16 protein-coding genes and 1 pseudogene are annotated in these 19,944 nt (G+C 66.1%); 10 read left to right on the forward strand and 7 right to left on the reverse strand.

Going from position 1 to position 19,944, the window contains the following annotated elements:
- Positions 1–4: 4 nt before the first annotated feature.
- From ABIE65_RS09410 to ABIE65_RS09435, 6 genes and pseudogenes are all read right to left on the reverse strand, one after another.
- Positions 5–1,324 (reverse strand): hypothetical protein, encoded by a 1,320-nt coding sequence (locus ABIE65_RS09410; RefSeq protein WP_354077289.1) that lies wholly within the window; start codon positions 1,322–1,324, stop codon positions 5–7.
- 31 nt (positions 1,325–1,355) lie between these two features.
- Positions 1,356–3,005: a terminase large subunit domain-containing protein gene (locus ABIE65_RS09415; RefSeq protein ID WP_354077290.1), complete on the reverse strand. Its 1,650-nt coding sequence runs from the start codon at positions 3,003–3,005 to the stop codon at positions 1,356–1,358.
- Between the two features lie 115 nt (positions 3,006–3,120).
- The gene (locus tag ABIE65_RS09420; protein WP_354077291.1) at positions 3,121–5,025 is read right to left on the reverse strand and encodes a DUF6538 domain-containing protein; all 1,905 of its coding nucleotides are present in this window, start codon (positions 5,023–5,025) and stop codon (positions 3,121–3,123) included.
- A 66-nt stretch (positions 5,026–5,091) separates the two neighbouring features.
- Positions 5,092–5,799 (reverse strand): annotated as a pseudogene (locus ABIE65_RS09425) (integrase core domain-containing protein); the annotation flags it as partial.
- 24 nt (positions 5,800–5,823) lie between these two features.
- A complete protein-coding gene (locus tag ABIE65_RS09430) occupies positions 5,824–6,252 on the reverse strand; it encodes a helix-turn-helix domain-containing protein (protein WP_354077292.1) in 429 nt (142 codons plus the stop codon).
- 274 nt (positions 6,253–6,526) lie between these two features.
- Positions 6,527–8,005: a DUF8689 domain-containing protein gene (locus ABIE65_RS09435; RefSeq protein WP_354077293.1), complete on the reverse strand. Its 1,479-nt coding sequence runs from the start codon at positions 8,003–8,005 to the stop codon at positions 6,527–6,529.
- A 173-nt stretch (positions 8,006–8,178) separates the two neighbouring features.
- Between ABIE65_RS09435 and ccoG the strand changes: the two genes are divergently transcribed.
- The 10 genes from ccoG to ABIE65_RS09485 all read left to right on the forward strand — a co-directional run bounded on the left by ccoG (position 8,179) and on the right by ABIE65_RS09485 (position 19,213).
- A complete protein-coding gene (gene ccoG, locus ABIE65_RS09440; RefSeq protein ID WP_354077294.1) occupies positions 8,179–9,639 on the forward strand; it encodes a cytochrome c oxidase accessory protein CcoG in 1,461 nt (486 codons plus the stop codon).
- The gene (locus ABIE65_RS09445) at positions 9,636–10,112 is read left to right on the forward strand and encodes a FixH family protein (protein ID WP_354077295.1); all 477 of its coding nucleotides are present in this window, start codon (positions 9,636–9,638) and stop codon (positions 10,110–10,112) included. Before ccoG ends, ABIE65_RS09445 begins: the two co-directional genes overlap by 4 nt.
- Positions 10,109–12,358 carry a heavy metal translocating P-type ATPase gene (locus ABIE65_RS09450; RefSeq protein WP_354077297.1) on the forward strand — a complete coding sequence of 750 codons (2,250 nt, stop codon included), beginning with the start codon at positions 10,109–10,111 and terminating at the stop codon, positions 12,356–12,358. Before ABIE65_RS09445 ends, ABIE65_RS09450 begins: the two co-directional genes overlap by 4 nt.
- Positions 12,355–12,513 carry a cbb3-type cytochrome oxidase assembly protein CcoS gene (gene ccoS / locus ABIE65_RS09455; RefSeq protein WP_354077298.1) on the forward strand — a complete coding sequence of 53 codons (159 nt, stop codon included), beginning with the start codon at positions 12,355–12,357 and terminating at the stop codon, positions 12,511–12,513. Before ABIE65_RS09450 ends, ccoS begins: the two co-directional genes overlap by 4 nt.
- A 54-nt stretch (positions 12,514–12,567) precedes the next feature.
- Positions 12,568–13,293: a carbonic anhydrase gene (locus ABIE65_RS09460; protein WP_354077299.1), complete on the forward strand. Its 726-nt coding sequence runs from the start codon at positions 12,568–12,570 to the stop codon at positions 13,291–13,293.
- Between the two features lie 217 nt (positions 13,294–13,510).
- Positions 13,511–14,485 carry an ABC transporter permease gene (locus tag ABIE65_RS09465; protein WP_354077300.1) on the forward strand — a complete coding sequence of 325 codons (975 nt, stop codon included), beginning with the start codon at positions 13,511–13,513 and terminating at the stop codon, positions 14,483–14,485.
- Complete coding sequence (locus tag ABIE65_RS09470; protein ID WP_354077301.1) at positions 14,482–15,399, forward strand: ABC transporter permease; 918 nt, start codon at positions 14,482–14,484, stop codon at positions 15,397–15,399. The genes ABIE65_RS09465 and ABIE65_RS09470 overlap by 4 nt, the downstream gene beginning before the upstream one ends.
- Before the next feature lie 47 nt (positions 15,400–15,446).
- A complete protein-coding gene (locus ABIE65_RS09475) occupies positions 15,447–17,021 on the forward strand; it encodes an ABC transporter substrate-binding protein (RefSeq protein ID WP_354077302.1) in 1,575 nt (524 codons plus the stop codon).
- A gap of 48 nt (positions 17,022–17,069) precedes the next feature.
- Positions 17,070–18,092, forward strand: a complete 1,023-nt coding sequence (locus tag ABIE65_RS09480; protein ID WP_354077303.1) for an ABC transporter ATP-binding protein — start codon at positions 17,070–17,072, stop codon at positions 18,090–18,092.
- Complete coding sequence (locus tag ABIE65_RS09485; protein WP_354077304.1) at positions 18,089–19,213, forward strand: ABC transporter ATP-binding protein; 1,125 nt, start codon at positions 18,089–18,091, stop codon at positions 19,211–19,213. Before ABIE65_RS09480 ends, ABIE65_RS09485 begins: the two co-directional genes overlap by 4 nt.
- Before the next feature lies 1 nt (position 19,214).
- Here the strand turns inward: ABIE65_RS09485 and ABIE65_RS09490 are convergent, their stop codons facing one another.
- The gene (locus tag ABIE65_RS09490) at positions 19,215–19,934 is read right to left on the reverse strand and encodes a class I SAM-dependent methyltransferase (RefSeq protein WP_354077305.1); all 720 of its coding nucleotides are present in this window, start codon (positions 19,932–19,934) and stop codon (positions 19,215–19,217) included.
- Positions 19,935–19,944 lie beyond the last annotated feature (10 nt).

Here is a 19,944-nt window from a genome sequence, read left to right on the forward strand (position 1 = left end):
GTTCCTACAGTGTCAGTGCCAGTTGATCGGCTTCCTCGCGACGCCGCAGAAGTTCGCGCATGGCGTCCTCGCGCGTGCTGAAGCCGTCCGGGTTCTCCGTCATGAGCACGTCGACCGGCGACCACACGCCCATATCGAGGCGGTTGCGGTAGTTCGTGAGCCGATCAATTTCGGAGACGTGCTCTTTCATCTCCGCGAAATCGACGTGCATCCTCGCATCCGCGGGGACCGTGCCGGGCGCATGCGTGTTCACGACGACCTTCAGCACTTCCCAAAGCCGCGCTTCGTAAGTGCGCCAAAGGCCGATGTCGTCGAGCCGTGCCTCCGCGAGGTCGATTTGCTCGACCTTCTTCGCCGCTCCTGACTCGCTCTTGCGGTCAAGGTCGAACACGTCGGCGGAAAGCCCGTTGGTGATCGCCGTCTGACGGATCAGAAACTCGATGCCGGCGAGCACCTGTTGGATAGGGGTATTCGGGGCCGCATAACCGAACTCGCCACCATCAGGGAGGATGATCGCGCGGTTAGGCCCCGTCTTCAGCACGTCGCGCGGGTCGAGCTTGGTCGCCCAAGCCTGCCCATGGCTTTGAAGCTCGATGGCGCGCCATAGGTTCGCGGTGGCGACGTTGATCGCCTCTTGCGCCTCGATCAGATCGCGGCCACCGGGAAGCCAAAACTCGTCATCCGGTGCCGCCGCGAACAGCGGCACGAAGGGGAGAATACCGTAAGGGTTCACCGCGTCGGGATTGCCAGGGACCGAGATGATCCGACCGCGGTAGTCGCGACGGTGATACGTGGTCGCGGTCCAGTCGGAATAGGTCGTGTCTTCTTCGCGGGCGCGGCGGTGCGTGATGACGATGCGGGTCGGGTTCTCGGGGTCCTCATAGAGGACATCGGCGATGTTCCCGGTCACGACGTTCAGGGTCGCATGCGTGCCGTTCCATCCGACATGAAGAAGGGCCGACCGCAGCAACTTCACGCGGCGTTGCGCCACCTTCAGGCGCACGTCGGCATTCAAGGCGCGATAGATGTCCTCGCCTGCCAACTGGTCCATGCCGTCGAACACGCGGCGCGGTGGCAGCCGATAGAGGTTGGCGAGCTTGTCGACGATCTTCTTCACGATGTTCAGCGAGAACACGCGGAAGCTGTCGCCCTCAGAGAAGCGGCGACGAATGAGGTTGATCGTCTCGTCGGCTTGCTCGTCGGCATAATAGCGCAGACGCTTATCGGCTTCGGCTTTTCGGGCCGAAGACGATTTGACGACCGAAATAATCGGATCGGCACCGCCAATGAATGGAGCGGTAGGTTTGCGCCACATGGTCAACATGGCAATATTATCGCAAACTGTGACATTAATATCAACGTGAAATCGTGTGCGCTCCGGTGTTTTTGATCTTGGTCGCGAAAAATTCGTCAAAGCTCATAGGGGCAATGGGCTTGCGATCAAGGTAAGCCGCGTGCAGCTTGTGCGCGGTGTGAGCGGAGCGACAAGATTCGGCGCACGGCGGTAGAATGGAGCCCCCATTCAATACGCATAGATTTGCGACGGGTGCTGTCGTGAAACAGTGGATGCCCGTCATTTCATACGGGCTTAGCTCTACCTCGCGAAGCGAGTGCACCGCCCACGCCAAACTATAGACGGCATCGTCGCGGCAACCCTTCGCGTGTCGGAACGCGGGGAGTCCGGCTTGCCCCACGCCCGTATTATCGTGGTGAACTTCAAACGTGCCCATCTCAGACAAGAGCCGTTGAAGGTCCGGGTGAATGTGAAGGCGACCCTCCGCCGCTGCCGTGTAGAGCGTGGTGAAGGCGTAGTTCTGAACCTGCCGTGTCGGATGGATTGTTTCCGAATGATATGGCTGTCCCGCCGCCCAATCGCCAACGTCTTGCGCGTTGTATGCTTCGACTGTCAGACGGCTCATTTCGTAATTGCGGTGGAAGCTCGTCAAGGCGTTCTTGATGCCCGACAGCCGCGAGAAAAGGACCTTCTCGCTCGCCAGCACATAGAAGTGCTCGTCTTCATCGATGACCGTCTTGAGCACCGCGGTCGCTATCGTAGCGTCGCCATGGCGCGAGCCGCCGAACGCGCGGTCAAGGCCACCGCCGACCACGTAGGCACCGCCAGCGGTGATAGCCTTCACGTCGATGGGGTAGGTATCGACGCACTGTTTCAGTATGTCGGCTGGGAACAGCGATGCGCTGCCGTCCTGCCAGCGGTTCAGGTGGTAGCTGCCGAAGCGCTGCGGCAGCATCTTCTTGGCGAGGCTGCGAAGCTCTTCCGGCCGTATCCAGTGCGGCGAGCGCGCGCACGCGTCTTCGAGGTCGTCATACTGGATATGCGAGAAGAAGAGTCTCGGGTCGTCGCCGTTCTGCGCCGTCTGGTAGAGGCCGAACAGCGGCGAGCTTCGCGGCCCTACCGTGGAGTCGATCAGGAGCAAGGACCCGAAGCTATCGAGCAACGAGCCGGCGAGCGCTTCTAGCACCGCCTCGTTGTTCGTGGCGTGAAGCTCGGATATCTGCGCAACCGTCAGCTTCTTTCCCCAAAGCGCGTTGGGGCTGGCGCTGAACGCCTGGATCAGCGAGCCGGCGGCAGCGTATTCGATCTTATCGAGGCCGACCTTGATCGCGCCGGCTTCGACTATCGCTTTGATGGCGGGTGTCTGCTCGATGATGGTGCGGATCAGGCGGAACGCCGTGTCGACGATCTGCTTTTCGCTATTCGCGACGACCGCGACGTTCTCCGTGCGGCGCGTCATGAAGCGCCAGATGATTATCAGCGCCGAAACGAGCGTCTTGCCGTGCCGACGCGGCCAACAGAAGACGGCGGTGTTATAGCCGCCATCAAGCGCTTTCTCGATTTCGACGCGCTCGCGAGCGCCGGGGACGAATGGTTCATATCCGCCGCGTGCGCTCGGCACCATCGGCTTCACGTCGTCCAGCCACGCGAAGAAGCCGGCCGCGCCGTGACGCCAGCGGTCCAACTTCACCTTTTCGGCTTTCGCACTCACGACAAGACTGCCTCATCTGGAAGGTCGCAAAGAAAAAGGGAGGGCGTTACGCAAGTTGCGCGCCACACCACTCCCTGCCGTTCCCAGATATTATAGCAGTATGCTGTCTAAAATCCTACAGCTTATTCGGGCCGTATAGATGTTCCAGGCGTAGACCGTCATGTTTGACGTCGCGTATTATTTCTAATCTCTGCGCCGGGCTGAATTGCGGAAGCTTCCCATATCCAGCCGTGACGCTTCCGCCTTCATGTCCAACGAATACTGCTATAACGGTGTCTGCATAGCCGCGGCGTCTTAGTTCATCAACGAAAGTGTGTCGCAGTGAGTGGAAGACGAGACTCGTGTCGGACTTGATGCCGACGCGCTCGATATAGTCGCTGAACTCTTTGCTGTATCTGCTGCCCAACCGGTCCAGAGAGTCGCCCTTTGCATCTGGGAAAAGCTGTTCATGACCGTCTGCCTTCATCTTGGCGACGAAGGCCATGAAACCGAGCTTCTCTAGCTCGGGATGAACGGGAACGATGCGCTCGGCTGCATCAGTCTTGGTGCCGTGAATGCGGAAGCACCAGACGCCATCAATCTGCTGAATATCGCCGACACGAAGGTTCAGTAGCTCGCTGCTCCGCGCACCCGTCCAGACGCCTAGCAGTGGCACCCAATAGGCATAGCCGCCGACGCGCACGTTGCCGGGCTTCGCCATATCGGGCTTGCGGGCTGCGGACAGGCAGCCGGTATAGAGGGGGGAGTTGAATAGAGTCTGAAGCTGGGCAACCGTGAATGTGTCGCGCGGGTTCTTCGGCTTGCCCTTCGGCAGACGCTGCCCCTCGGTCGGGTTGGACTCTATGTAATCGTTGTTCACCATCCAATCCATGAAGCCCGCAATGATTGAGAGGTTTTTATTCACGGTGCGAGGGGCGATTACCGGCCGTTGCTGAACCTCGTTGCGGGCGACAATCTCTTGGAACGTCGCGCCCTCGTTCTCCTTCAATAGGCTGCCGCGCGAGGGGAATTTTCGCAGCGCCACAACCCATGCTCGCACTTCGCGCTTTCCGATGCTCTTTACCGGTGTGTCGCGCCCGACGAAATCGAGGAACCAGCGCATCGCTGCGTTGTGGGCAATGTCATACTCCGCCGACATATCCGGGCGGGCTTGCATGAACTCAGCGGCAACCGCGCCGATGGTTTCTTGTGGCTGCTCCGGGGCGGCTGCGGCAGCTAGCGCCGGATCGCTGGGGGTGTCGTCGAAGCGCCCGTGATCGCGCTCTTGGGCGCGCGTGAGAGCTTCTAGCCATGCCAGTGTGAGCCGGTGGCATAGCTCCCGATAGGTGCCGCTGCCCTTCTCAATCGTCCAGCCCGCTCGCTCTATTGCTTCGTCGGCAGCCCATTCGATCAGCGTCGTTTCGCCAACGGCTGCATGCTTGCGCAACTCGGCGACGAGAGCTTCGCGCCGCGTGCGATCCATCTCTGCAGCGTCACGCATCGCGAGCACGTCGGCGACCCTGCCGATGTCGTCCGGTGCCGTCTCGCCGCTTTCCATCTCCGCCATGACGCGACGACCTTCCGCCTCAAACTCCTGTCTGGTCGGGAAGGTGAGGCGGGTTTGATGGTCAAGGCGAAGCTCGCGCTCATAGAGCGTGCGTGCTGCGCCAAGAATGTCGGCTGCCGTTGGTGCGCGACCGGGGACCGCCGGCTCGCCCGTCGCCTTCGCGCATAGCATCGCTTCCCGCTCGTCAGAGAAGAACTGTTGAAGCTCAGCGATCACGCGCGGCGCTCGCAACCTACACTCGGCTGGGTCTGAGGTCCGCAAAGATCGCCAGATGGCACGTTTTCCAAGACGCTCGATCAGGTCGCGCGGAACCCGCAGACGGACGGTGTAAGTGCCGTTTCGGCGTAGGACATTCGTTGATAGGCACATTCCCTGCGGCCTCGTGTGTGGCTGGCATGTGGTGCCGCAGTGTGTAGCAGTGACCGATTGAAAAGCAATAAACGCCAATAGCTTAGCGTTTTGCTGCCTCGCCATGGGGATCCTGGCGCCCCAGCCAGCGCCGGCATTGTCCGGCCCGGACACATAGGTAACGGAGCGTACCTAAGACATGGGTGACAGCCCTGTGCCGAACGGGTTGTCGAGTGGCTGCAGGGTTTTCTGTTCCAAGTCGATGAAGCCGAGATCGTAGCGCATGAAGCTGACGATCCAAATTCCGTCGTCGACCTCTTTGATCCCGAGCTTCTGACCGGCGAGAACGGTCGAGATGTTGACGCGCTTGCGATGCATGCAGATGCGGCCGCATGCGGTGACGAGCACGTCGCGATCATGCAGCGGATAGGTGAGTTCGGGCAGGCCGTCATAGGTCCTGACGGATGACGAATAGACCTCGGCCGGGCATTTCATGCCGAGCGCCTCGTGTGGCCGCTCGGCATTGAACTCGCGGACGAAGTCGTCGAAGCGGCCCTGCTGCTGGAGGCTGTTGCCGCCAGGGGGTCGGGTCGTTTCCGTCTTGAGCGTCAGGTGCATGCGCTCGTGGCGACCGTTCTGCTGCGGGTGTCCAGGCTTGATGCGCTCGATCCCGATCCCGAGGCGAAGCCACCAGACCGCGAGCCTGGAGAGATTGAAGAGCCCGTTGGGGCTGGCGAAGGGAACGCCGTTGTCCGAGCGGATGGCGTGCGGCAGCCCACGGTCGCGGAAGAGCCGGTCGAACGCTGTGATGACCGGGTCTTCCCGGGTCGATTCGAGGGCTTCGCAGAGCAGGAGATAGCGCGAGGCGTGGTCTGTGACGGTCAGCGGGTAACAATAGCGCCCGTTGCCGAGCTTGAACTCGCCCTAGAAGTCGGCGCACCAGAGGTCGTTCGGCGCCGCGCCTGTCGAGAGGCTTGTTCCCGTGGCTCGATGGCGCAGCCGTACGGGGATCTTGACCAGGCCGTGACGATGCAGGACGGCGTGGATCGTGCTCCTGGCGGGAATGCGGATATCGCCGTCGAGGCGCCGCACCAGCAGCTCGCGGATCTTGCGGGCACCCCAATGCGGCTTCTCACGCTTCAGCCCGACGATCAGGGTCTCGATCGCTCCGGGCAGCTGGTTGGCATAACGCACCGGCCGCCGCGATCGGTCGGTGAGAGCCTCCAGACCGCTGTCCTTGTAGCGCTCGAAGATCTTGTAGCCGGTCTTGCGGGAGATGCCGAACTCCCGGCAGACCGTCGTCATGGCCTCGCCATCCAGCAGTCGGGCCACGAACCGCAGGCGTTCTTCCATTACCGAACACTCCTTCCATGGCATCGACACCTCCCGACAGGCATGCCTGGCGGGAGGTGTTACCCATGTGTCCGGTACGATCTGTCACCCATGTCTCGGGCCGCTCAAATATCTGCGCCGCTGCTTATCGCCGGTCTATGCCTGTAACGGTGCCGGAGCGGGCTTTCCTATTACTTGATCGCGGCGTCGAACGAGGTGATGAACCTCGCCCGTTCGAGATTGAATGATCCGAATTCCGCGCGAAGCGCTTCGCGTGACCTCGCCGTCACCTGCGTCAGCCGGCGCGCGCCAGGGAGAAGGGGCTGTGATGGCCGGGGGCCGGTGCCTTCGCGCGAACGTAGAGATTGTCCAGGGCGATGCTGACGCGCGAGCGGGTCAGCATCGGCGGCACGCCCTCGTATTTGCAGGCGGCGATGACCTGGTCCACGATGAACTTCGGCTGGTAGCAGGCGAGGTGCTGGTTCTCGACGTTGGTCAGGCGGTCGACGATGTAGCGGAAGATGTCCTCGTCGAACGGCAGGCCCGAAGCTTCGGCCACCGACGTGAAGATGTCGTGATAGACCTCCATCGTCGGCGCCGGCGTCTCCAGCTTGTACGGGATGCGGCGCAGGAACGCCGGATCCATCAGGTCCTGCGGCGCCATATTGGTCGAGAAGATCAGCAGTTCGTCGAACGGCACGGAAAAGCTCTTGCCGGTGTGCAGCTTCAGATAGTCGAAGCGACTCTGCATCGGCACGATCCAGCGGTTCAGCAGACGCTCGGGGCTGACGAGCTGGCGTCCGAAATCGTCGATGATGAAGGTGCCGCCGATCGCCTTCATGTGCAGCGGCGCCTCATAGAAGCGGGCCTGCGGGTTCCATTGCAGGTCCAGCATTTCCAATGAGAGCTCGCCGCCGGTGATGACGATCGGTCGCTTGCAGGGTACCCAGCGGCGGTCGACGTCGCGCCTGCGGATAGCCTCGATCCGCTCCGGCTTCGGCTGGGTCGCGGCCACCTCGTGCAGGTCGGGATCGAAGACCTTCACATACTGGCCTTCGATCTCGATGGCGTAGGGGACGTACACGATGTCGCCGAAGATGCCGCCGATGCGCTCGGCGATGGATGTCTTGCCGTTTCCGGCCGGACCGTAGAGCAGCAACGCCCGCCCGGAGTTGATCGCGGGGCCGAGGCGGTCGACGAAGTCGCCGGGGATGGTGAGGTCGGCGAACGCCTCGTCCACCCGGGCGCGCCCGATGCGCTCGTTGGTGATGCGCTGGCGCAGCACGCGCGCATGGTAGTCCGAGAGCGACACCGGCGCCGGGCCAGTATACTGGTTCGCCTCCAGCGCTTCGAGCGCGCGGCGGCGGCCCGCCTGACTGAGCGCGTAGCGCACCTCCGACAGCACGGGTCCCTCCAGCATCCCCATCGATTCGACGAGCTGGCGCCTCTCGGCATCGGCCATCAGCACGCCCACCAGGCGGGCCGGCAGCATCAGTCCGTCCGCAATTCTGGACGGCGTGTCGAGGCTGCGGGTGTACATAACCTTCAGCATCAGGTTCAGCAGTTCGGCTTCGGCAATTCCCGTCTCGGCGAGGGTGCGGGGCGGCTGCGGCATCTCCTTCAGGATGCCCTCGAGCCGCTCCGGCGTGAGGAGACCCAGCGCGACGAGGTTGTCACCCAGGAGGCCGCCGGCCGACTGCTGCCGGCGCAGTGCCGCCTGGACATCCTCCGCAGTCACCGCCCCCGCCGCGATCAGGATCTCGCCGATCTGCATTCGCTTTGTCCGCCTCGTTCACGCGTCGATCCGCGGCATGATGCATCCGTGAGTCTTAATCTTAGGTTGCGGGTGGGTCGCCACCGGCCGCACCCGTCTGCCGCAGATTGATCTAGATCAGAGCGCGGTTCTTCGCCCGGTCCTAGCTTCGACGTCAGCCAGGACAGAGCGCCATGAATCAGACCGTCATCGTCGACGATGCCGTCCCACGCGAAGAGCAGCCCGTGGAGCCGCTCTATGCGGATCGCGTCAAGGTACATCCAAAGGACGTCCGCGGCCGCTTCCGCACCTTGAAGTGGGCGGCGCTCGGCGTGCTCCTCGGCATCTACTACATCCTGCCATGGGTGCGATGGGATCGCGGACCCAACGCCCCGGACCAGGCCGTGCTGATAGACATGGCCAATCGGCGCACTTGGTTCTTCTTCATCGAACTCTGGCCGCAGGAGGTCTACTACTTCACCGGCCTGCTCGTGCTGGCCGCCCTCGGCCTGTTCCTAGTGACGAGCCTCGCCGGTCGCGTCTGGTGCGGCTACGCCTGCCCGCAGACGGTCTGGACCGACCTCTTTCTATGGGTGGAGCGGCGGATCGAGGGCGACCGCAACGCACGCATCAAGCTGGATGCGGAGCCGTTCGGCTGGCGGAAGGCGCGCAAGCGGATCACCAAGCACGCGATCTGGCTGGTCATCGCCGCGGTCACCGGCGGTGCGTGGATCATGTACTTCAACGATGCGCCGACGGTGGTGCGGGAGATCTTCACCGGTGAGGCCTCGCTGACCGTCTATGGCTTCGTCGCGCTCTTCACGGGGACGACCTACCTGCTCGCCGGCTGGGCGCGCGAGCAGGTCTGCACCTACATGTGCCCATGGCCGCGGTTCCAGGCGGCGATGTTCGACGAAGACACGCTGGTCGTCACGTATCAGCGTCACCGCGGCGAACCGCGCGGCAAGCTGCGCAAGGGCGCGGTCCAGGACGGACAGCCGCTGGGCGACTGCGTGGCGTGCAACCAGTGCGTGGCCGTCTGCCCCACCGGTATCGACATCCGCAACGGCATTCAACTGGAGTGCATCGGTTGCGCGCTGTGCATCGACGCCTGCGACGCCGTCATGGACAAGATCGGCAAGCCGCGCGGGTTGATCGGCTACGACACCGAGCGCAACCGGCTGAACCGGGCGGCCGGCAGGCCGACCGAGTACCGCTTAGTCCGACCCCGCACCGCCATCTACGCGACGCTTCTGGCGATCGTCGGCGTGTTCATGCTCTGGGGGCTCACGACCCGGTCCAGCCTGGGCCTCAACATCCTGCATGACCGCAGCCCATTGTTTGTGACGCTCGCGAACGGCGACATCCGCAACGGCTATACGGTGAAGATCCTCAACATGAGCCGATCCGCGCGCACTTTCTCTCTGGCCGTCGACGGGCTCGCCGGGGCGGCCGTGACGGTGGCCGGCGCCGCCGGGGAGGATCGTCCGGTCCTGACGGCCGACGCGGACAGCGTGGCCACGCATCAGGTCTTCGTCCGGGTGCCGCGCTCCGCGGTTTCCGAGGAGGTCGTTCCGATCACGTTCCGGGTCGCGGAAGCGGGCGGCAGCGAGACCGCGGTTCACGAAACGGTTTTCAGGGGGCCGAAGCCATGAGCACGACGAGCATGCCGATGCGGGGCCGCTGGATCCCGTGGGCCTTCGTCGGCAGTTTCGCGGTCGTCTTCGCCGCGAACGCCGTCATGGTGACGTTTGCGATGAGCAGTTGGACCGGCCTTGAGACTCAGGACGCCTACCGGAAGGGGCTCGCCTACAACCGAACGCTCGATGCCGAACGCCGGGAGAGTGCGCTCGGGTGGCAGGGCGTCGCGGCAGTGGAGGCGGGACGGATCACCGTCACGCTGACCGACCGCCGCGGCGAGCCGGTGACCGCCGCGACGGTGCGGGCCGCTTTCGTAAGGCCGACGGCCGAAGGTCACGATTTCACGGCCGATCTGGCGGAACAGGGCAGCGGCCGTTACGCGGCCGCCGCCGACGTGCCGCTGGCGGGCTTGTGGGACATCCGTACGGTCGCCCGCCGGGGCGCCGACAGCTTCCAGTTCAATCAGCGGATCGTGGCAGGACGATGAGCGCACTCGCTGCCGATATCCTCGTCGACCCTGCTGCGCGCACCGGAGAGCCACTGGTCGCGCCGTACGCGGACTGCACCGCCTACGTTCGCTCGGAAAAGGACGGACTGTCGGTCCTCTACTTGATGGTCGAGGGCGTGCACTGCGGTGGTTGCGTTCGCCGGATCGAGCGAACACTCCAGGCGCTGCCGGACGTGGTGCATGCCCGAGTCAACCTCACGACCAAGCGGCTGGTTCTGAAGTGGTGGGGTGGTGCCGGGCGGGCAGGCGAGCTCGTCGGGGCAGTGGCCGCGCTGGGGTTCACCCCGCTGCCCTACGATCCACAGAAGCTGGGGCGCGCGGAGCGGCAGCGGGAAACGGAGCTGCTGCGGGCCATGGCGGTGGCGGGTTTCGCCGCCGCCAACGTGATGCTCCTCTCGGTCGGCGTGTGGGCAGGTCACTTCCAGGACATGGGCCCCGAGACGCGGGCGCTCCTGCACTGGTTCTCGGCGCTCGTCGCCCTCCCCGCGATCGCCTGGGCGGGAAGGCCGTTTTTCCGCTCCGCCCTCGGCGCGCTCCGGCACGGCCGGACGAATATGGACGTGCCGATTTCCCTCGGTGTTCTTCTGGCCGCCGGCATGAGCCTGTGGGAGACCATGCGGGGCGGGCCGCACACCTACTTCGATTCCGCCATCACGCTGCTCTTCTTCCTGCTGATCGGCCGGTTTCTCGACAGCGTTGCCCGGGGCCGGGCGCGCTCGGCGGCGGAGCGGCTGGTGGCGCTCGACGGAACGGCGGTGACGGTGCTCGATGCGGATGGCCGTACGCGGGCCGTGCCGCCGGACGAACTGCATCCGGGCATGGTCGTCCTGATCGCATCGGGCGAGCGTATCCCGGCCGACGGCCGGGTGATCGCGGGCCAGTCCGAGGTCGACACCAGCCTCATCACCGGCGAGACAGTCCCTTCGGCCGCCGGCCCAGGTACGGGCGTCTTCGCCGGAACGATCAATGTCGGCGCCGTGCTCCGTGTCGAGGTGGGCGCCGTCGGCGAAGCGACGTTGCTCGCGGAGATCGTGCGCCTCATGGAGGTCGCGGAGCAGCGCCGCGCGCGCTTCGTCGGCATCGCAGACCGCGTCGCACGCCTCTATGCGCCGGTCGTTCATGGGGTCGCGCTCGCCGCGTTTCTCGGCTGGGTGTTCGTCGGCGGCATGGCTTGGCAGCCGGCGCTGATGATCGCGGTGGCGGTGCTGATCGTCACCTGTCCCTGCGCGCTGGGTCTGGCCGTTCCGGCCGTGCAGGTTCTCGCCAGCGGCCGGCTGATGCGGCGCGGCATTCTCCTCAAGTCGGCCACCGCCCTCGAACGGCTCGCCGGCGTCGACACCGTCGTCTTCGATAAGACGGGAACCTTGACGCTCGGGCGCCCGCGCCTGTCGGCGGACCCTGCCGTCGATCGGGAAACGATGGCGTTCGCCGCCTCGATGGCGGCCGCGAGCCGCCATCCCCTGGCCCGGGCGCTCGCCGCGAGCGTTCCGGGCACAGTGCCGCCGGACGGTGTGCGCGAGGTTCCGGGCTGTGGCCTTCTGCTGGATGATGAGTCGGGCGAAACGCGGCTCGGCAGCCGGCGCTGGTGCGGCGTCGATGGCCTCGACGAACAGGTCGGCGCCGAGATGTGGCTGGTGCGGCCTGGGGGGGCTCCCGTCCGGTTCGGCTTCGAGGACGAACTCCGTCCGGATGCGGCGGGGGTGATTGCCGGGTTGCGGGACCGCGGGTTGCGCGTGGAACTCCTTTCCGGCGACCGGCGGCCGACCGTCGCCGCCGTCGCCGGTGCCCTCGGCATCGCGGATTGGACGGCCGCCGCGACGCCGGCGGACAAGGTGGCGAGGCTGCAGGCCCTGGCCGCGGAGGGTCGCAAGGTGCTGATGGTCGGCGACGGCCTGAACGATGCGCCGGCCCTGGCTGCGGCCACCGTCTCGCTGTCGCCGGCGTCGGCGGTCGACGTCAGCCGCACGGCAGCGGATGCGATCTTCCAGGGAGCGCGGCTGGCCCCGGTCATCGAACTGCTGGAGGTCGCCCGGCGGGCCGACGGCCTGGTCCGGCAGAATTTCGGACTGGCGCTCGGCTACAACCTTCTTGCCGTACCGCTCGCCGTTGCCGGTGTGGTCACGCCCCTGATCGCGGCGATCTGCATGTCTGCCTCCTCGCTGCTCGTGGTCGGCAACGCGCTACGGTTGTCCCGGGCCGGACGCTGCCAGGAGGGGACGGCATGAGCGGCATGATCTACCTCATACCGGTCGCGCTCTTCCTGGGCGGGCTGGGTCTGATCGCCTTTCTCTGGTCGCTGCGGTCGGGCCAGTTCGACGATCTCGACGGCGCCGCCGAGCGGATCCTGTACGACGAGGACGACGACCGTCCGCCACCGTGAAGGGCGCGGATATTGGCCTTGGCAGGACCCCGCATTGGGCTATCTTCCAGCCCCATGACGAACCCCCTCCAGAGCCTGGTCGACGGCTTCGAAGACTTCCGCCGCGAATATTTCGAGCGAAGCACCGCCCTTTTCGAAACGCTGCGCCTGGGGCAGCAGCCCAAGGTGCTGCTCATCGGCTGTTCGGACAGCCGCGCGGATCCGGCGATCCTGACGCGCGCCCAGCCGGGCGAACTGTTCATCGTCCGCAACGTCGCGGCGATCGTCCCGCCTTATTCCCCCGACGGCCGCCATCACGGCACCAGTTCCGCCATCGAGTTCGCGGTGCGCGGGCTCGGGGTCGAACACATCGTCGTCTTGGGGCACGGCATGTGCGGCGGCATGCGGGCTCTGGCGGAGCCGGACGCGGTCCGGCTGGAGTTCATTTCGGACTGGGTCGAATTGATGGCGGAGGCGCGCGACGCGGTCATGGCCGCGGACCTTCCCGACGATCAGCGGCTGCCGACCCTGGAAAAGGCGTCGTTGCTCTGTTCGGTGCGCAATCTCACGACCTTTCCCTGGATCCGGGAGCGGGTCGAGAAGGGCAGCTTGGCGCTGCATGCCTGGTACTTCGACATCGGTGCCGGCGAACTGCTGGCGTTCGACGGCGAGGCCGCCGCTTTCGTGCCGGCGCGAGGGCATCCGCATCCTATCGAGAACGCGGCATCCGTCGACTGCTCCTGCGCCAAGACCTTCGACCTCGGCCGCTTCGTGGCAGCGATAGCCGGCGACGGCGACTGAGGCGGCGCTGCGGCCGGTATCTGCCGCAGGCGAACCAGTCACTTCTAATCCCCTTCGAAACGGTTGACACGCTGCGGCTGCAGCGGTGATCCTTTTGTCCAGACCGGTTGCAGCGGGGCGCTAGACCCCGGTCCGGTCCGTCGCCACCCGGCCGTGGCGAGGACATCGGGAGGACAGATGCCATGCCGGACGCTGCCGCGTTCGACAAAGGGATGGCGTGTCACGTTCGCACCGCAGCGGCGAGACGCTGATGGGGCGCTACATTCTGCGCCGCCTGCTCGTTTCCCTTCCCGCCCTGATCGGGGTTCTCTTCGCGTGCTTCCTGCTGCTGCAGGTGGTGCCGACCGACCCCGCGGCGGTCATCGCCGGACCCGACGCCAACGCCGCGACGATCGCCGCCATCCGCGACGAACTGGGGCTGGACCGGCCGCTGCTGGTGCAGTTCGCGGACTATGTCGTGCGGGTGGCGCAGGGCGATCTCGGCCGGTCGATCATCAGCAACCGCGAGGTCCTGGAGGAACTCGGCAGCACGATCGGCCCGACCGTCGAACTGATGGTCGCCTCGATGGTCGTCGCCGTGCCGGTCGGGATCCTGCTGGGGACGCTGGCGGCGGTGCGCCGCGGCCGGCCGGCCGACCGGGTGATCATGGCGATCTCCGTCGCCGGCGTGTCGCTGCCGATCTTCTTCGTCGGGTTGCTGCTCATCCAGTGGGTGGGCTTCAAGTGGGGACTGCTGCCCTTCACCGGGCGCACCGCACCCTTCTGGACCTGGGAGGGCCTGAAGGGGCTGACGCTGCCGGCGCTCACGCTGGCGAGCGTCCTGGTCGGGCCCGTCGCCCGCATCACCCGGACGGCGGTGCTCGAGGTTCTCGGCGCGGACTTCGTCAGGACGGCGCGCGCCAAGGGCATCGCCGAGCGGTCGGTGATCGTGAACCACGCCCTGCGCAACGCCCTCATCCCCGTCGTGACGCTGGTCGGGCTCCAGGCGGCCTACCTGCTCGGCGGCACGGTGGTCACCGAGACGATGTTCTCCTGGCCGGGGGTCGGGCGCCTCGCCGTCGGCGCGATCATTTCCAGCGATTTCCCGGTGGCGCAGGGCGCGATCATGATCCTCGCTTTGTCGTTCCTGGTGATCAACCTGATCGTCGACGTGCTCTACGTCTACATCGACCCGCGGGTGCAGCGCGCATGACGATATCTCAGTCGGTGCCTGCCGGTGGGCCCGTGGGTACGCCCGGTGCGGAGATGGACGCCGGGGAACCCGTCGCCCTTCCGGGCCGTGCCGGCATCCTGCGCCGCCTCGCCGCCGACCCGATCGCGGCGGTGGCGGCGCTGCTGCTGGCGGGGTTCACGCTGGCCGCGGTGTTCGCGCCGTGGATCGCGCCCTACGACCCCTACTACACGGACCTGTCGAAGGTCATGGTGGAGCCGGGGGCCGAGCACTGGTTCGGCACCGATCCGACCGGCCGCGATATCCTCAGCCGCTGCCTCTACGGCGCGCGCAACACGCTGCTCATGGGCCTGATCGGCGTCGTCGGCGGCGGCCTGATCGGCGGCGTGATGGGCATCTGCGCCGCCTTCTATAGCCGGCTGGAAGGCGTGCTGATGCGGCTGGTCGACATCCTGCTGGCCTTCCCGGCGATCCTGATCGGGCTGGCGGTGGCGGCGATATCGGGGCCGGGACTGCGCGCGGTGATCATCGCGCTGGTGATCGCCACCATTCCCGACGTCGCACGAGTGGCGCGCAGCGCCGCGGTCGGGGTGATGGGGCAGGAATTCATGACGGCCGGACAGGCGGTCGGGGTGCGCGACCGCGTGCTGATCTGGCGCTACCTCACGCTGAACTGCATCTCGACGATCTTCGTCTTCCTCACGTTGCGCTTCGGCCAGATCATCCTGATCGGGTCGGCGCTGAGCTTCCTCGGCCTCGGGGCGCAGCCGCCGACGGCGGAACTCGGCATGATGGCGGCGCAGGGGCGCGACTTCCTGTTCCTGGCGCCGCACGTGGCGACGATTCCCAGCCTCGTCATCTTCGTCATCGTCCTGGCGGCGAACCTCGTCGGCGACGCGCTGCGCGACGCGCTCGATCCCCGGCTGCAGCACTGACGGCGGGGCAGTGATCGACAACGACAATCGAAGAACAGGGAGGACACATGCGCACGAGGATCCTACTGGCCGCCGCTGCAGCCGTCTCGATCGGGGCTGGCGGCGGCGCCGCCGCCCAGACCCTCAACTACATGATGAACCTCGATGCGCCCCACTACGATCCGCATCGGACCTCCTCCGGCACCACGGCGGACGTGCTGTTCCTGCTGGGCGACACGCTGACGACCATCGATTTCGACCTGAAGACCATAAAGCCGCACCTGGCGAAGTCGTGGACGGTCAGCGACGACGGCAAGCTCTATACGTTCCAGCTGCGCGACGACGTCAGCTTTTGCAGCGGCAAGAAGATGACGGCGGAGGACGTCGTCTATTCGTTCAAGCGCGTGACCTCGCCCGAGACGAAGTCGCCCTTCTACTGGCGGATGGGCAAGGTCAAGGACGTCCGGGCGACCGGTCCCTACACCGTGGAATACGAGCTGGAGGAGCCGTTCAACGAGCTCCCGCTGCAGCTGTCGAATTTCCAGGGGACGATCATCAACAAGGAGAACGTCGAGAGCCTGGGCAAGGACTTCGGCGTCAAGGGCTTCGACGGCACCGGCCCCTATTGCTGGGAAGACTGGCAGCCGCGCAGCCAGATGACGATGAAGCGCCACGACGCCTACAAGTGGGGGCCCCCCATCTACGAGAATCCGGGGCCGGTGAAGTTCGAGAAGCTGGTGATGAAGATCGTGCCGGAGGAGTCGGCGCGGGTGGCCGCCATGCTCAGCGGCCAGGTCGACTACAGCTTCTCCATGCCCGACCAGTCGCTGCCGACGATCGCGAAGGCACCCACCGTCAAGATCTATCGCCCGGTCGCCAATCAGCGGCTGTTCTATCTTGGCTTCAAGATCACCCGGGAGAACATCGCGGACAAACGCGTGCGGCTCGCGCTGAGCCAGGCGATCGACCGCGAGCAGATCGTGAAGGGGATTTATTTCGGCAACGCCGAGCCGGCCTCGAGCTTCGTCCATCCGAACGCCTCGGGCTATTCGGCCGAGGCGCCGCAGACCCTCGGCAAGTACGACCCGACCGCGTCGGAGCGGCTCCTCGACGAGGCGGGATGGAAGATGGGCGACGACGGCTTCCGCTATAAAGACGGCAAGAAGCTGGAGCTGCAGCTCTACGGTTTCGCCGCCGGCCGCTCTCCCAAGGTGACCGAGGCGGTCCAGGGCTTCTGGCGCAAGATCGGTGTCGACCTGAAGCTGCAGATGTGGGACGGCACGATCGTCTTCTCCAAGCTCGCCCAGCAGGACTATGACATCTGGTCGATCGCCTTTCCCTATTCGAGCGCCGCGGACGCGCTGCGCCTCTACTTCCACTCGGGCAACATCCCGACGCCCAACCGCATGAACTGGAAGGATCCGGAAACCGATCGCCTGCTGGAGGCGGCCCTCGCCGCGAAGACCGAGGAGGAGAAGAACAAGGCGCTGGCCGAGGTGCAGAAGATCGTCCAGGGCAACGCGCTCTGGGTGCCGCTGGCGCACGAAGGCCTCGCCCTGGTCGCGAGCAGCAAGCTGAAGAACGTGAAGGCGCACGCCTTCTACACTTCGCTCGCCTACAAGACGCTCGACTGGTCGAAATGAGGCGCCGGAAGCGGTCCGAAGAGCATCTTGCCGAGCGGGAGTGAGGCGATGGGCCAGGATGGCGACGGCGGACCGGTGCTCGACGTGCGCGGACTGCGGACGGTCTTCGACACCGACCGCGGCCGCGTCGCGGCCGTCGACGGGGTGAGCTTCGCGGTCCATCGCGGCGAGACGGTGGGGCTCGTCGGCGAATCGGGCTGCGGCAAGAGCGTCACCTCGCTCTCGATCATGGGCCTCGTCCCGGATCCACCCGGGCGGATCGCGGACGGGCAGATCCTGTTCGAGGGCCGCGACCTGGTCGGCCTCTCCGAGGACGCGCTGCGCCGCTATCGCGGCCGGCGGATGTCGATGATCTTCCAGGAGCCGATGACGTCGCTGAACCCGGTCCACACGGTCGGCCGGCAGATCGGCGAGATCGTCCGCGCCCACTTCGACTGGGATGCCGCGCGGGTGCGCGCCCGCGCGATCGAGATGCTCGACCTCGTCCGGATCCCGTCCGCGGCGTCGCGCCTCGACGACTATCCGCACCACATGTCGGGCGGCATGCGCCAGCGCGTGATGATCGCCATGGCGCTGGCGTGCGATCCGACCCTGCTGATCGCCGACGAGCCGACGACCGCGCTCGACGTCACGATCCAGGCGCAGATCCTGGACCTGCTCCGCGACCTCCAGGCCCGCACGGGGACGTCGGTGCTGATCATCACCCACGACCTGGGCGTCATCGCCGAGATCGCGGACAGGGTCGTGGTGATGTATGCGGGCAAGATCGTCGAGAGCGCGCCGGTCGGCATGCTGTTCGACGATCCGCAGCATCCCTACACGATCGGGCTGCTCGGCTCGATCCCGCGCCTGGGCGAGGAGCGGCGGCGGCTGTCGACGATCGAAGGCGCGGTGCCGAGCCCGCAGGCGATGCCCGCCGGGTGCCGCTTCCATCCGCGCTGTCCGTTCGCGGACGCGCAGTGCCGGGCATTGCCGCCGCCCCTGGTCGAGATCGCGCCGGGGCACAGCGCCGCCTGCTGGCATGCGCCGGTGGAAATGGCGGCCCACGTATCGGGAAGGGCGGCGGAATGACCGAGCCTCTGATCCAGGTCGAGGGCCTGACGAAGCATTTCCCGGTCCAGCGCGGCATCGTCTTCAAACGCACGGTCGGCACGGTGCAGGCGGTCGACGACGTCTCGCTGACCGTCAACCGCGGCGAGACGGTGGCGCTGGTCGGGGAATCCGGTTGCGGCAAGTCGACCACCGGCCGGCTGATCTTGCGCCTGCTGACGCCGACGCGCGGCCGCATCCTCTATGAGGGGACGGATATCGCGAACGTCGACCGCGAGACGATGCGCCGGATGCGCCGGCACCTGCAGATCATCTTCCAGGACCCGTTCGCCTCGCTCAATCCGCGCATGACGGTCGGCGACATCCTGGCCGAGCCGCTCGACGTCCACCGGATGGCGCAGGGGCGGGAGCGCAGCGACCGGGTCCGGGAGCTGCTGTCGGTCGTCGGACTGGCGCCCGAGCATGCGCGCCGCTATCCGCACCAGTTTTCCGGCGGACAGCGCCAGCGCATCGGCATCGCCCGGGCGCTGGCCGTCGACCCGGCCTTCATCGTCTGCGACGAGCCCGTCTCGGCTCTCGACGTCTCGATCCAGGCGCAGGTGGTGAACCTGCTGCAGGACCTGCAGCAGAAATTCGGCCTCTCCTACCTGTTCATCGCCCACGATCTCGCCGTGGTCCGGCACATCGCCGACCGCGTCGCCGTCATGTATCTGGGCAAGCTGGTCGAGACGGCGGACAAGCGGTCGCTCTTCGCGCGGCCGCAGCACCCCTATACCCAGGCGCTGCTGTCGGCCATCCCGAAACCCGATCCGCGCGCCGCCGGGACCCGCATGATCCTGACGGGCGACGTGCCGAGCCCCCTGCACCCGCCTCGCGGCTGCCGGTTCCACACGCGATGTCCCCATGCGCAGGATCGGTGCCGGCAGGAAGAGCCCCTGCTGCGCGACGCAGCACCGGGACACAGGGTGGCCTGCCACTTCTTCGAAGACATCCCGTACGCCGCCGACCCGGCGGCGCTCGGCCACGCCAGCCCCAACCTTCTGAAGCGGCTGCGCCTGTTCGACGAAGCGAAAGTGAGGTCGGGCGCTTTCGCCGCGCCCGATCCGGCCGCCGGCCGGCCTCTCGCCGAGGCCGGCTCCTGACTCAGCGCGGGGCGCCGTCCAGGCTCGGGCGGTTGTGGACCGCCGACTGCTGGGCGATCTGGGAAGCCGCCATCCGGTAGGATTCCGCGGGCATCGCTGCCGGGACGTTGCGGAATCGGATCAGCCGGAAGAGGCGGAACGGTGGCACGACGTCGACCGAGACGAGTTCGATCCCGGCCCCCTCCACGAGGGAGTCCAACGTCACGTCCGGCCGCCAGCCGATGCGCGCCGAGAAGCGCGCGAGCCGGCGCTCCGTCGCCTGCAGCAGCCCGTCGTCGTCGTCCATAACGTGATTGAGGAGATAGATGTCGCCGCCCGGCTTGCACACGCGGCGCAACTCGGACATGACCCGGTCGGGGTGCGGGACGACCGTCATGACGTACATCGCCACCACGGTGTCGAAGCTGTGGTCCGGGAACTCCAGCTTTTCGGCGTCCATCTCGCTCAGCGACTCGACGTTCGTCAGGCTGCGCCGTTCGATCCGCCGCCGCGCGATGTCGAGCATGTCCTTCGAGATGTCGATGCCGACGATGGTGTTGTCGCGGCGGTACCCGGGCAGCGAGATGCCCGTGCCCACGCCGACCTCCAGAATGCGCTGCCCGCCGTGCCGGTTCAGCTGCCTGAGGATCCGCTTGCGGCCCGCGGCGAATACGGTACCGAACGTCGCGTCGTAGACGCGCGCATAGCGGCGGTAGGCGGCTTGTATCGAGATCAGATCCATCGGGGCGTTT

The organism is Constrictibacter sp. MBR-5 (assembly GCF_040549485.1).
Taxonomy (GTDB): Bacteria; Pseudomonadota; Alphaproteobacteria; order JAJUGE01; family JAJUGE01; genus Constrictibacter.